We start from the raw sequence: 13005 nt of genomic DNA on the forward strand, positions 1-13005 counted from the left end.
GTTCTTGATCAAGGTGAAAAAACATCAATATTGTCAGAGTGATCATCTTGAAAAAAACGGGGAAGGGTTTTTTGAGGGAGTCAATTAAGGGAGGGAACCAAGTGGGAATTTTCGACAAGTGCACCAGCTACAACATTCCGGACAAGATCATCGAAGCCGGGATGTATCCCTACTTCAGGATGATAGAGTCCCAGCAGGACCCGGTGGTCATCATGGACGGCCGGGAAGTCATCATGATCGGGTCCAACAACTACCTCGGACTCACATCCCACCCCAAGGTCAAGGAAGCCGCTATCGAAGCCATCAGGAAATACGGGACCGGGTGCGCTGGTTCCCGTTTTCTCAACGGGACGTTGGACATCCACGTCGAACTGGAGGAAAAACTTGCCCGGTTCTTCAGGAAAGAGGGCGCTCTGGTTTTTGCCACCGGCTATCAGACCAACCTCGGTGTATTGTCTGCCGTCATCTGCCGCGGAGATGTGGCTATCAGCGACCGGCTTAACCACGCCTCCATCGTAGACGGTCTGAGGCTCAGCATGGGCGAGGTGAGAAAGTTTAAACACAACGACATGGTGGACCTGGACAGGGTGCTTGAGGGGGCAGCGGACAGGAACAAGATGGTGGTGGTGGATGGGGTCTTTTCCATGGAGGGGGATATCAGCCCCGTTGACCAGATCGTGGCTCTCCGCGACAAACACGATTTCGGCTTAATGGTGGACGATGCCCACGGTGTGGGCGTGTTGGGCGAGACCGGCCGGGGAACAGCGGAGCACTTCGGGATCGAGGACGATGTGGATATCATCATGGGGACCTATAGCAAGTCTCTCGCTACCATAGGCGGGTTTGTTGTCGCGTCAGATGACATTATCAAATACCTGAAACACACCAGCAGATCCTTGATATTCTCAGCCAGCCTGGCTCCGGCCCTCGTAGCGGCAGTCAGTACCGCTCTGGACATCATAGACCAGGAGCCTGAGCGGCGTGAAAGGCTCTGGTACAACACGAATAAGATGATCGCTGGCTTCAAATCCTACGGTTTTGACATCGGCGACGCGGCTTCCCCCATCATCCCCGTGGTCGTAGGAGATGACATGCTGGCCTTTAAAATGGCGCTCATGCTGCAGGAGGAGGGTGTTTTCGCCAACCCGGTGGCCCATCCTGCTACCCCGCCCGATAGAGCTCTCATCCGGACCAGCTATATGGCGACCCATACCGATGAGCAACTGGACAGGGTCCTGGAAGCCTTCGTTAATGTCGGAAAACAGGTGGGATTGATCCAGTGACAATCTCAAATCTCAAATTTGATAGAGTCGCAAAAAGTCCAATCCGGGACTTTTCGCTCCACGGAAAGGGAAAGGCGTCGTTTTCCCTTTCCTTACAAATCAATGACTTACGGAGTGAGTCATTGATTTGGGCGCCCCGCGCGGGGCGCATTGATGACTTTTTGCGAAGTCATCAAATTTCAGATCTCAAAAAGGGCAACGGATCTGAATGCACTGCAAGGTGTTTGAGATATGAGATCTGAGATATGAGATAAGTGCAATGACCTTCCAGATAATCGAAGCCGAATCGGGCCAGGCTTTTAAACAGTTCATCAATTTTCCCTGGTCCATCTACCTGGACGACCCATATTGGGTGCCCCCTCTCAAGAGCGACGTGAAGGACCTCCTTTCCTTAAAGCACCCCTTCTACCAACATGCCGAGCGCAAACTGTTCCTGGCAATAAAAAATGGTCAGCCGGTTGGACGTATCGCCGCCATCATAAACCACAGGCACAACGAGTTTCACTCGGAAAAGACCGGGTTCTTCGGTTTTTTCGAGTCGGTTGACGATCAGAAAACGGCAGATGCTCTGTTGGCGGAGGCGGAGAAATGGATTCAGGAAAGGGGTATGGACCGTGTCCTGGGTCCGGTCAACCCCAGCACCAACGAGGAGTGCGGGCTTCTGGTGCACAACTTTCTGTCAGCCCCCTTTGTTATGATGACCTATAACCCACCCTACTACAGGGACCTTATAGATAACGCCGGATATGGCAAAGCCAAAGATCTTTACGCCTACTGGTACCATTTGGGCCGGGAACTGCCCAACAGGCTCGTGAGAATGGTAAAAATGGTCAAGGAGAGAGAACCTGGCCTTGTGGTCAGGCCTCTGGACAAGAGGCGGTTTGACTCGGAACTCGAGATTTTCAGGTTTGTTTACAACGAAGCCTGGGAGAAGAACTGGGGCTTTGTCCCCATGACGGACGCCGAACTCAGTCACATGGCGAAAAAGTTAAAACCCCTTGTGATCCCCAGCCTGATTAATCTGGCTTTCGTCGACGATGAACCGGCCGGTATTGTCCTTGGACTGCCTGATTACAACAACGTCCTGAAGATCCTCAACGGCACGATCTTAAACCCCTTCAGGACCGTCAAGGCGCTTCGTGCCGGGAAAAGGATCAGGACTGGACGCTGCCTGACAGTTGGAGTGAGGGAGAAGTTCCGTAAACGAGGTATCGAATCTCTCCTGTTCGCCATGACCTGGCAGGGCGGTATCGATATGAACTACCGGTACGGTGAACTCTCCTGGGTCCTGGAGGACAACCAGGCGATGATCGACGGTGCCACCCGGGCTTTTTCCGCCGAGCACTATAAAACATACAGGATCTACGAAAAGCAACTGGCAACCTGACATGGCCTTCGCTGATATCCGTTCCGAGATTCCCAGAACATTCTTTCACGTTCTGGGCGGTTTGTTCCTGGCCTGGATCGGATTTTTTATTCACCCTCCCTTCAACAAGTTACTGCTGGGTGCGATCTTTGCCGCGGCCCTCGTGTCGGAGGGGCTTCGTCTGCTTGTCCCCCGGGTGAACGCCTTGGCGAAGACCCTGGTCGGACCGTTCATGCGTCCCAACGAGGAGAAGGGCCTTACCGGTGCACCGGCATTTACGGGCGGGGTGTTTCTCTCGTTTCTCTTTTTTCATCCGTCGATCGCCCTGTCTGCCCTGGTCCCCCTTATCTTCGGTGACCGTGTCGGGCTTCTTGTGGGAAAATCGGTGGGCAGGATCTCTTTTAAAGGGAAAACCCTTGAGGGAAGCCTCGCCTGTTTGACGGCAAGTTTTATGGTTTATGCCATACTGGCACGTGTCTGGCCGGAGGTGTTCGGGTATGGTTGGATCCTTCTTTTTTCCGCCGCTCTCATCGGGACCCTGGCCGAGGCACTGCCCAGGCCTTTCGATGACAACCTTACGATACCGCTGGCGGTGGGACTATTTCTGACATTCGCAACTTCAGTTTGAAACGCAGAGGGAGGCCTGGAACCTGGAACGTGAAACCTGGAACCTGGAACGTGAAACCTGGAACCTGAGCGAAGCGAGTGAACAGGCGCAAGTCAGGTTCTTCTGAAATATGAGATCTGAGATTTGAGATTACCATCTATCGAACGAATTATGATCCGCCGGGCCCTGGCCGATGTTGTCCCTATTGTCATCGGTTACATACCCATGGGAGCAGCCTACGCTATCCTCGCCCGTCAGGCGGGGATGGGGTTGTTTCCAACCGTCCTTATGTCCCTCATCGTTTTCGCCGGGGCGAGCCAGTTCATCGCTGTTGGTCTCCTCGCGGGAGGCGCCACAGGTGTTGAAGTTGTCGCCACCACACTTTTTGTAAACCTTCGCCATGTTCTCATGAGTGCGTCCCTTTCACCGCACTACCAGGCTGCACCGAGGGGTCTCCTTCCCTTTGTGGCGTGGGGTGTGACCGACGAGACCTTCGCCATTTCAATCGGGCGCTACCTTTCCGGCGAGGCGGACCACAGGTACGGTCTCACCCTTCACTATACGGCCTACGCCAGCTGGGTTTCCGGAACGGTCGCGGGAGCGCTTGCGGGGGCTCTTATCCCGCCGGCCCTCCAGAGCAGCCTGGAGTTTTCCCTTTATGCCATGTTCGTTGGCCTGGTGGTCCTCCAGCTTACCGACCGGATTCAGCTTGCGGTGGCAGTGACTTCTGCTGGAATGTGCAGTGCTTTTTCCACCTTCATGGGAGGGACGTGGAATATCATAACAGCGGCGATCGTCGGTGCAACCATTGGTTTGGTTCTGGAAATTAAGCTTGGTAAGGGACCTAAAGATGGAGTCGGGCAATGATAGCCGCTGTTATGATCAGTACAAGGAGCAAAGTACAAGGTACAAGGGAAATCCTTTCCTTGTTACCTGTTACTTGTTACTTTTTACCCAGAGGAAAATGAACATGGATACCCAACGCCTCATATCCATTTTCCTCGGCATGATGTTTGTCACCTACATTCCACGACTCCTGCCCCTCTTTGCCCTTAGTCAGGTCAGGCTGCCAGACCTGCTCATGAGCTGGTTGTCCTATTTGCCCGCTGCCATCCTCTCTGCTCTAATTTTACCAGGCGCTCTGATGCGTGACGGTGCGATCGATGCCGGTATTAGCAACCCTTCCCTCTGGGCACTGGCTGCCAGTTTCGTGGTGGCCATCTGGACCAGGAACCTCATCCTGACCATGGTGGTGGGCGGTGTAGTGATATTTCTAGGTCAAATCGTTCTATGAACGATTTGACCATTTGAGGATTGAGCGTTGATTTAATTCGAAATTCTTAAGTCGGAATACGAAATTCCTTTTCCTCCTGGCGTCTGATTACCGATTACTGCTCCTTGACATTGGCCCCGTCTCCGGTCTAATCATCTCAGGTTGTAAACACTGGAGGGAGAAAGGTCAGGAAACGTGTTTACCGTTGTCTCGTACAAATGCAGGTCTGCAAGCGTACTATTTACGGTGTGTGCGATCGTTATCCTGTCACTTGCGCCCATCAACGGTGCATATGCCCTTGACCTGGGAAACCTCACCCTCGCGCAGACAATGAAAATTTCCATCGTGCAGAATCTTTATATTGAAGCTGAAAGTTACACTTTAGCCTCATCGCGGGCGTCGGTCCTCTATGAACAGGGCAAGTTCGATCCAACCTTCAACTTCTCCCTGAGCCATTCCACTGTTGAGGACGAGACACCTACAAGTCTGGCACCAACCAGCGAAGCAAATTTTCGGGGGGACATGAGTCTGCAACTCAACTCTCCCTACGGCACGACATACGAATTCAGGTTGGGGACGGAGTGGGTGACCACCGACCTGGAGTTCGTTCTTGATGAACCCTACTACGAGTCCGAGGTGGCCTTTATTCTGACCCGGCCGCTGCTCAGGGGATATGGAGAGGATATACCGACAACGGGCATTCGCATGGCCAGGAACAACCTGGAAATATCCAGGCTCCAATATGACGAATCGGTATATACAGCTGTGGCAAGCGCTATTGAGGCCTACTGGGAACTGTTCTTCGCCCGTGCGGACCTGGATGTTGCCAGAACATCGCTGGAGTTGGCCCAGAACCTCCTGAAGGAGGTTCGGAACAGGATCCGTGCGGGCAAGCTTGCCTCCCTGGAGGTTTTTAAAGCGGCGTATCGTCAGCAGGATCGAGGGGATACACGACCAACAACAGCCGGTTCTCGTGGGGACACGCTCAGTGGCCGCTTCCGAACACCTGGCTGCTCTTCTGGATGAAAGGGGGATCAAACACCGGGTCCTCAACGCGCGGCAGGATGCCCAGGAAGCCGAGATCATTGCCCAGGCAGGTCAGTTGGGGCATGTGACGGTTGCTACAAATATGGCGGGCAGAGGGACGGACATCAAGCTGGGACCTGGAGTGGAGGAGCTCGGGGGGCTGCATGTTATTGCCACCGAGCACCATGACGCGCGCCGAATCGACCGCCAGCTGTTCGGCCGCTGTGGTCGACAGGGTGATGCGGGTAGTTACGAACTGATCGCCTCGCTGGAGGACCATTTCCTGGCTACCTTTAAGAAAACGACCTTCGGGAGGCTGGCCACGGTTTCAAACCGGACTGGCCGGAGCGTGTCCCACAGGATAGGGGACCTTTTCGCTGCGGGCGCTCAGCGCAAGGCCCAGCGCAGGTATACGGCTGCCCGGAAGGAACTGCTCCGTTTCGATGAGTCTTTGGAGTCAGCCATGGCTTTTTCGGGGAAAGGGGAATAAGTCAGTGCAGGGTGCAGAGTGTAGAGTGTAGAGGGAATCCGAATGGAGAATCAGGAATAAAAAATTTGAGGATTAATGCCGCGCCGTTGTTGCTCTGGATCCTCAATGCTCAATGCGGAATTCTCAATGGCCTATTTTCCCCCCACATGCAGATACGCGATCCCCAAAGTCAGAGCCCTGCATTTAACCTCCGTGAACCCCGCCTCCAACATCTCCTGGCCGAGGCGGATCGGATCAGGAAATTGATCCACGGATTCGGGAAGGTAGCGGTAGGCCTCAGGGTTGCCTGAGATCATCCCCCCGAGAAAGGGCATGACCCGGTGAAAGTAAAAACGGAAAAGGGGGCCTAACAGGGGCCTGTCCACGGGGGAAAATTCCAGGATGATCACCCGTCCTCCAGGAACCAGGACCCTGGCCATTTCCCTGAGCCCCTCAACCCGGTGAGCCAGGTTCCGCAGCCCGAAGGCGATGGTAACGGCCCCAAAGGTGTTTTCCCTGAAGGGAAGGGCGTAGGCGTCTCCTCCCGTAAGCCGGACCCTCTTAGACCCGCCGGCGTAAACTTTGCCCGCGCCGATTCGCAGCATGGGGAGAGCAAAATCGGTTCCGACGATGAGCCGCTCGCCGGGGCACCTCTCTTCCAGAGTCATGGCCACGTCGGCAGTGCCGGTGGCGATGTCGAGGATAGGGCTGTTTCCCCCTTCCGGTATCTCGGAGGCAAGTTCCCGCCGCCACCGCACATCGATGCCCAGGCTGAAAAGGCGGTTTAAAAGGTCGTACCGCCCCGCGATGGACGAGAACATTTTGCGGACGGCGGGGGAACCGGTTTTTATAGGTTCGGACATTTAACTCTCCGGTAATGCTGAGGTGTTTGACGTTCTAAAATATATCCGAATCAAGATGGAATTAGAAGGGAAAGCAAGTTAGGATCAGTTGTCCGAACCTTGAAACGGAGAAACGGAGAAACGGGAAATCGGTGAAAGGAAAGAATGCAGAACACAGAACGCAGCACGCAAAAGAAGATCAAAACCAGGTTATCGCTCTTGCAATGAAATATGCTCTCCCGAATTAAGGGTTTTCTCATTCCGTTTAAATTTTTCTCTGCGTAATTCTGCGATGGTTCCTTATGGTAACCTCTGCGCAACTCTGCGTAAAAAGGTCTAACCGTTTTAGCAGGCACTTAAAAGCCGGAGCATCGCTCCGGCCTCTATCTGGAATTTGGAATCTGAAATTTGAAATTAGCCCTCAATCATTTTCAAAAACTCTTCCACGATCGTCTGGTCCCACATCCCCTTGTCGGCCTCCAGGCGCAGGATTCCGGCCGACTCCTCCGGTGTGAAGGCTGGCCTGTAGGGCCGACGTCTGGTGAGGGTATCGTAGACATCAACTGCCGAAACTATCCTTGCCAGGAGGGGGATGCTGTCACCCTTAAGGCCCTCGGGATAACCTTTTCCGTCTGATCGCTCGTGGTGGTGCTTTATAATGGGGAGGGCGCTGTCGAGCATGGTGAAGGCCCGGCATAGATCGTAGCCAAGCTTTGCGTGTGATTTGACCATCATGAACTCTTCGGCAGAAAGCATCCCCTCTTTTGCCATGATCTTTCCGGGCAGGAAGATCTTACCCACATCGTGGAGCAGCCCCCCCCATCTCAGGGCTTCCAGCTCTTCCCGGTCAAGTCCGAGGCGTGTTCCGAGGGCCACCGCACGGTTGGACACCTGCTGGCCGTGGCCCTGAACATCTACGTCCCCCTCCTCCAGAAGCCGTATGAGCTTTTTGAGAAAACTTCCGACCTCTTCGGTTCCTGACTTCAGCTGTGCCATGTTCAGAGAGTTGCGGACCCTGTGGAGGAAATAATCAGTGCCGGATCCAGGAGGGATATAGTCGGCAGAATCCGGTATTGAGGGTGCAGGGGAACCGCCCACATGTCCAGTGTATCTAATAAGAACAGGAGTTTCAGGGTCAGTGAGAGATGGTATCAGGCGCTGGAGCAGTGCGGGTATTTTCTCCAGATCCCCCTGAAGAATAACGAGGTTTGCCTTAACTTTTCCAGGAGCGCGGTCTCCTTCAAGGGGAAGAGCCTCAACCTTTTCGTACCCCTGTGCATTCAGAACGGTGACGAGGTCACTACTCCCAGTATTGTCCCCCGCAATCAAGATCTTTTGCCCGTTTGCCGAGTGAACTTTCCGTCCTGTGAGGTCATGTGGTCCGGCTTTGAACATGTCACTGATGCGGCGGGGATCCCAGGTATTCTCTCCGATGGAAACGGTGACAAGGCGAATTTCCCAGGGGGGAACCCCGATCTCTTCGGAACGGGCAAGTATTCTCTCAAGGGCTATCTGAGCCCTGTCAGAGGGTGTTTCAGGGAGAATGAGGGAAAGGTCCAAGTCTCCTGTGATGAAATCAAGATCAAAATTTCTGAGGTTGGATCGCGTCTCACTGGAGATCTTAAGGAAACTCTCTTCTGTTGATACCCTGATCCTGGCGACGGTAAAGGGAAGCTGAGCCTTCTGGGACCAGTTGACCATCTCAGGATAGACGAAGCGAAAGAACTCCTGCCCGGGAATCCCGGAGGAAGGGTCTGTAAACCCGTGCTGATTGAGCAGCAGATTGTTCCCAAGAAGTTTCCGGTGCCCTCGATTCCTGTAAAGCAGCCGGCGGACGCGGGTAAGAACTTCCATGTCATTAAACGGTTTTACAAGATAGTCGTCTGGCCCTGAGTTAAGCCCTACGATCCTGTTGTCGAGTTCGGGAACCGAAGTAAGCATCAGGAGCGGCGTGTATTTTGTCTCTTCCTGTCTTTTCAGGTATCGGCAAAGCTCCAGGCCGTCCAGATCCGGAAAGAGAAGGTCCACGATAACCAGTTGGGGTGTTTGTCTTTTAACGTGCCACAGGGCATCGGCAGAGTTCCTGGCTTCAATAACGTTACAGGGGATCCCCTCCAGCACGCGTCGGATATTTGCCAACTCGGCCGCCTCATCTTCAACCAGAAGGATGGTGGGAGGGGAGTTGTTGGCGCAAAACGGTTTGATATTTTTGCTGGCAAAGAAGCTTTCCTGGATACGGATCTGGCCGAGGAGCTGTCTGTTCCTGAGCAGCGACCCCACTCTGGAAAGAAGCTCCAGGGATTTGACTGGCCTGATAAGGGTGTCGTCACAGGAATCCCTCTGAATGTCCCGAACGTAATCTCCGCCATCAGGTTCCCTCAGGTGCAGAAGGGGGAGGGGAGATGCCTCTTCAAGTCGCTGCATAAGGTCGGAGAAGGAGCCGGTCTCATCCTGGGCGTGATCGGCATCCACAATGATAAGGTGAGGTATGCTGTCGGCAAGGCAGGACAGCGCCTCGTCGGAACTGTGAAAGGCGGCAATGTTGTAATCGGCTCCCAGCAGTTGGGCCCTTAATGCGGTTCTCTCGGAGTTTTCCGGAGTTATGATGTAAATGAGAGGTTCCCAGCTCATAAGGTCTATATCCTTGCGAAAATTATGCCGATTATAGTCAAAAAAGGAAAGACAGGATATTAACACTTCTGACACTGCAAGAGGAGTAAATGCCAGGGGATCAAAAACGGGTAGCGTTGTAAAAAATACCTTATATTACAGTTTGTTAGGAGTCTTCCCCTGTTTCATGGTGTTTCCAGGTCAGTGGGTTGTGAAAAAAACCTGGAAAGCTGATCCCCATGCCGTTGGAACGGCCGACAAGGCCTAGGTTAATCAAAAGTTGTAATATTTTCAACAATTTGGACAGGAAAAGTAAAGGACCATGTGACAGGGAAATACAGACTCTATGGAGGTTAAAACATGAAGAAGATACCTTTGCTTTCGATGGTGTTAATCACTGCGACTATTTTTGCCTTGATGCTCCCGGGCTCCGTTTCGGCCCAGGTGGAGGGAACGATTTCAACGACGGTAATCGACGAAGGGGTCTACGTAACGGTCAAGGAGAGCGTGACGGGGGAAGTCCTGTCTCTTTACAGGATAGAAGGTGACCGCATCGTTCCTGTGGATACGGTGGTCAATACCAGTAACAGAAGCAACAGTGATACCAGTTTTCCGAAGAGATACCTCATTCGACTGGATGTGGAGAACAGATAAATAAATTGACGGTTCAGACCGTCAATTTATTTATTCATCTTCAAACTGAGTGAGGCTGAAAATTTTGTACCCGGCATCTATAACCTTCTTGTGCCCGCCCACGTCCGGCAGGTCCACGATAAAGGAGATCTCCTGCACGATTCCTCCGAGCTTTTCCACAAGCCTTGCTGAAGCGAGAGTCGTTCCCCCGGTGGCCAGCAGGTCATCGATAAGGATCACGCGCTCTCCATCTGACAGGGAGTCCCTGTGCATCTCGATAATGTCAGTTCCATACTCCAGGATGTACTCCTCCTGGACCGTTTCACCGGGCAGTTTTCCCCTCTTCCGGATGGGGATGAAACCCTTCCCCAGGACGTAGGACAGAGCGCCCCCGATGATAAATCCGCGAGCTTCGATTCCCACGATGGTATCAAACTCAAAACCAAGATCATCAGATATGTAGTGCTGGGCCAGGCTGTCGATGACGAGCCTGAACCCGACAGGATCCTTTATCAGGGTGGTGATGTCACGAAACATGATCCCCGCCTTGGGGTAATCGGGAATGGACCTTATCCGTGATTTGATGGGCATGCAAGGCTCCTTTTTTCTGGTGGCATTACGATCCGGGCTGATATGCGGTGTAATATACAAGAGACGGAGCGAGGAAGGAAGAGCGCTGTTGATCAGAAAAGGGTGATGCCGATTCCGGACTCATTGTTACTGAAAATCCCTTGATGCATCATGTTCCAGGTGCTGGAAGCAGTTCCAGAAATTGTCCTGCTTTCTGAAATACCGATATGGCAGCTGGGTACTCCAACAGACGATACCACTGGCTTCACTGACTTGGATGGGATGATATACGATAAGCGCCTGAGCGCATATTTCCCGGGATAAAGGTAAGGGGGATGCTCCAGGCCCGAAGATTACACGTCAGCGGGCTCTCCAGCTTTTTCTTCAGAGGACTCTTCCCCTGCTTCTACGGACTCTTCTACCCCGTCCCCGGCAACAGATTCTGCGTCAGTGGTGAGCGCATCACTCTCTTTTTTCTCTGCCTTTCGAAGCTTTTTCTCATCCTTTTTCTTCTTTTTTGCCAACTCTTTCTGGCGTTTTTCATACTGATAGTTGCGTCTGGCCATTAAACCGTCCTTTGAGTGGATGAAATGGTTGGTGAGGATCAATAATCGGGACCTTCAATCTGCCCCATGTGCTGCAGCGCTTCAGTTCTGATCGGTAGTCAGTTCCCTGACTGAGCCTTACGGTATCATGTTCTTGGCCTATCCGCCAGAAACATCATCAATCACGATTTTCAGGTCCACTCCTTGACCTTTGACCGCCTTTCCTGTTAAAGTGAAAAATATCACAATTAAGGGGTGTATATGAAGTGGATGACAAAATCGCTTCTTACTGTAGTTGGTGTAACAGTTATTTTCGGCACTGGATTTATCCTGGGTGAGAAAATGGCGACGCGACATCTGGACTTTGCCAACATGCGCGTCAACCATGCACTTGAATACAAGAGGTTGATCGAACATTACAGCCCTGACATAAAGTCTCTTGCAGAGAGGTTGCAAACACCTGAAGAGGCCTATAAATACGTCAGAGATCAGATCCAGTTCGAGCCCTGGCGTTCTGTGGAAAGACCAAGCACCATAATCCGGGAAGGGGCGGCCAGCTGCCTGGGCAAAGCGGTTCTATTGTGCAGTATTTACCGTGCCATGGGTGTGGAGCCTGAATCCACCTTCGTAGTGACGGGGCAGGTGGTCTCGGATGAAGGAACGGTGGAACACGCCTGGGTAAGCCTCATCCACGACGGCACACACTATCAGCAGGATCCTTCCAACCTTCTCGGTCACTTTGATTTTGGGGATTTCCCTGAAAGAAAATACAGCAGATCTTTTATAAGTGCGGAGAAATACTGCTTCAATGACCAGGGGTTCGCTGTGGTGTCACAGCTAAACCGCATGGGCGATGCTTCCGCTCAGTAGGATAGGTACGGCCCAATCAACCTAATCCAAAAGGAAGGCCCAGGATGGCAGAAACACCCTGGGCCTTTATCTGTTTTTTAAGCCGGTGCGCGCTCCTTTAATCTTCATGCGACCGGCAAAGCTGGCCCGAAGGCCCGATCTTATTTCAATACGTCTACATTGACACCGAAAGTCATTGTGCCGATGGCCCTGCCCTTGTTCATCACTGGTACTGAGACCTGGGATAGATTTTTTCCGTCTTCCACCTCGACGTCAGCCACTAAAACAGAACCGATGCCGCCGTTAAAAGCCTCGACAAACTTGGCCTCGTCGCCTTGCCAGTAGTCGCCGGTCTTGTCCGTCATGCAGACGTTGGCGCCCTGGTTGTCGGTGACAAAGAGTTCAAAGAGGTAGGGGTGAGCTTTGACAATCTTTTTAGCCGCTTCGGCGCATGGGCTGACCATCATGTCATCCTGGATAGCGATCGTTCCATCCAGTATGCCTCTCCACACGCGATCCGTGTCTTTAATATAACTGAGGGTCAGGCCCTTTTTGTTCTGGGCTTTGACGGCCTTGACAATTGTCTTGTCCATGCCGTAATCGGCCAGGACGGTGTTGGCGGTCTACTTCAGCATCTTCGTGTCCACATCCGCAGCGAAGACGGTACCCATCATCGATATAACAAACACGAATGCAGCAATGATTCTGATCGCTCTTTTCACGGGAATTGCCTCCTGACAGCTGGATTTAATTCTGTTTCAAAGAACCTTTTCGCGATAACTAGAACTTTAAAATATACCCTGGTAGTCTTACCCCCTTTCAGCTTATCGCTGAGGACATCTGATCCGCAAACGTCACCTAGCCCGCATTATTCATGATGCAAATGAGATGTCAGCTAACTGTGTGGCAATTAAAGATAAATGGGAATGGCG

At 52.6% G+C, this 13005-nt stretch carries 14 protein-coding genes; 9 read left to right on the forward strand and 5 right to left on the reverse strand.

Annotation, left to right across the window (positions count from 1 at the left end; translation table 11 throughout):
- Positions 1 to 101: 101 nt before the first annotated feature.
- From P1S59_10960 to P1S59_10990, 7 genes are all read left to right on the forward strand, one after another.
- A complete protein-coding gene (locus P1S59_10960) occupies positions 102 to 1283 on the forward strand; it encodes a pyridoxal phosphate-dependent aminotransferase family protein (protein ID MDF1526771.1) in 1182 nt (393 codons plus the stop codon).
- Positions 1284 to 1542: 259 nt separating this feature from the next.
- Positions 1543 to 2670 carry an N-acetyltransferase gene (locus P1S59_10965; GenBank protein MDF1526772.1) on the forward strand — a complete coding sequence of 376 codons (1128 nt, stop codon included), beginning with the start codon at positions 1543 to 1545 and terminating at the stop codon, positions 2668 to 2670.
- A gap of 1 nt (position 2671) precedes the next feature.
- Positions 2672 to 3277 (forward strand): hypothetical protein, encoded by a 606-nt coding sequence (locus P1S59_10970; protein MDF1526773.1) that lies wholly within the window; start codon positions 2672 to 2674, stop codon positions 3275 to 3277.
- A gap of 123 nt (positions 3278 to 3400) precedes the next feature.
- A complete protein-coding gene (locus P1S59_10975; protein MDF1526774.1) occupies positions 3401 to 4123 on the forward strand; it encodes an AzlC family ABC transporter permease in 723 nt (240 codons plus the stop codon).
- Positions 4124 to 4226: 103 nt separating this feature from the next.
- A complete protein-coding gene (locus P1S59_10980; protein ID MDF1526775.1) occupies positions 4227 to 4550 on the forward strand; it encodes an AzlD domain-containing protein in 324 nt (107 codons plus the stop codon).
- A 174-nt stretch (positions 4551 to 4724) separates the two neighbouring features.
- A complete protein-coding gene (locus P1S59_10985; GenBank protein MDF1526776.1) occupies positions 4725 to 5555 on the forward strand; it encodes a TolC family protein in 831 nt (276 codons plus the stop codon).
- Positions 5518 to 6045: a hypothetical protein gene (locus P1S59_10990; GenBank protein MDF1526777.1), complete on the forward strand. Its 528-nt coding sequence runs from the start codon at positions 5518 to 5520 to the stop codon at positions 6043 to 6045. Before P1S59_10985 ends, P1S59_10990 begins: the two co-directional genes overlap by 38 nt.
- Positions 6046 to 6176: 131 nt before the next feature.
- On the opposite strand, the gene ubiE is transcribed toward P1S59_10990, so the two are convergent.
- A complete protein-coding gene (ubiE, locus tag P1S59_10995) occupies positions 6177 to 6887 on the reverse strand; it encodes a bifunctional demethylmenaquinone methyltransferase/2-methoxy-6-polyprenyl-1,4-benzoquinol methylase UbiE (GenBank protein MDF1526778.1) in 711 nt (236 codons plus the stop codon).
- 393 nt (positions 6888 to 7280) lie between these two features.
- Positions 7281 to 9497 carry a response regulator gene (locus P1S59_11000; protein MDF1526779.1) on the reverse strand — a complete coding sequence of 739 codons (2217 nt, stop codon included), beginning with the start codon at positions 9495 to 9497 and terminating at the stop codon, positions 7281 to 7283.
- Between the two features lie 339 nt (positions 9498 to 9836).
- Here P1S59_11000 and P1S59_11005 point away from each other — a divergent pair, with 339 nt between their 5' ends.
- On the forward strand, positions 9837 to 10130 hold the full coding sequence (locus P1S59_11005) for a hypothetical protein (protein MDF1526780.1): 294 nt from the start codon (positions 9837 to 9839) through the stop codon (positions 10128 to 10130).
- Between the two features lie 30 nt (positions 10131 to 10160).
- Here P1S59_11005 and P1S59_11010 read toward each other — a convergent pair whose 3' ends face one another.
- Both P1S59_11010 and P1S59_11015 read right to left on the reverse strand, forming a co-directional pair.
- Complete coding sequence (locus P1S59_11010; protein MDF1526781.1) at positions 10161 to 10700, reverse strand: adenine phosphoribosyltransferase; 540 nt, start codon at positions 10698 to 10700, stop codon at positions 10161 to 10163.
- Positions 10701 to 11032: 332 nt separating this feature from the next.
- Positions 11033 to 11245, reverse strand: a complete 213-nt coding sequence (locus tag P1S59_11015; GenBank protein MDF1526782.1) for a hypothetical protein — start codon at positions 11243 to 11245, stop codon at positions 11033 to 11035.
- A gap of 249 nt (positions 11246 to 11494) precedes the next feature.
- On the opposite strand from P1S59_11015, the gene P1S59_11020 reads away from it, so the two are divergent.
- A complete protein-coding gene (locus P1S59_11020) occupies positions 11495 to 12094 on the forward strand; it encodes a transglutaminase domain-containing protein (GenBank protein MDF1526783.1) in 600 nt (199 codons plus the stop codon).
- 140 nt (positions 12095 to 12234) lie between these two features.
- Here P1S59_11020 and P1S59_11025 read toward each other — a convergent pair whose 3' ends face one another.
- Positions 12235 to 12666: a hypothetical protein gene (locus P1S59_11025; GenBank protein MDF1526784.1), complete on the reverse strand. Its 432-nt coding sequence runs from the start codon at positions 12664 to 12666 to the stop codon at positions 12235 to 12237.
- Positions 12667 to 13005 lie beyond the last annotated feature (339 nt).

The organism is bacterium, assembly GCA_029210965.1.
GTDB lineage: Bacteria > BMS3Abin14 > BMS3Abin14 > BMS3Abin14 > BMS3Abin14 > JALHUC01.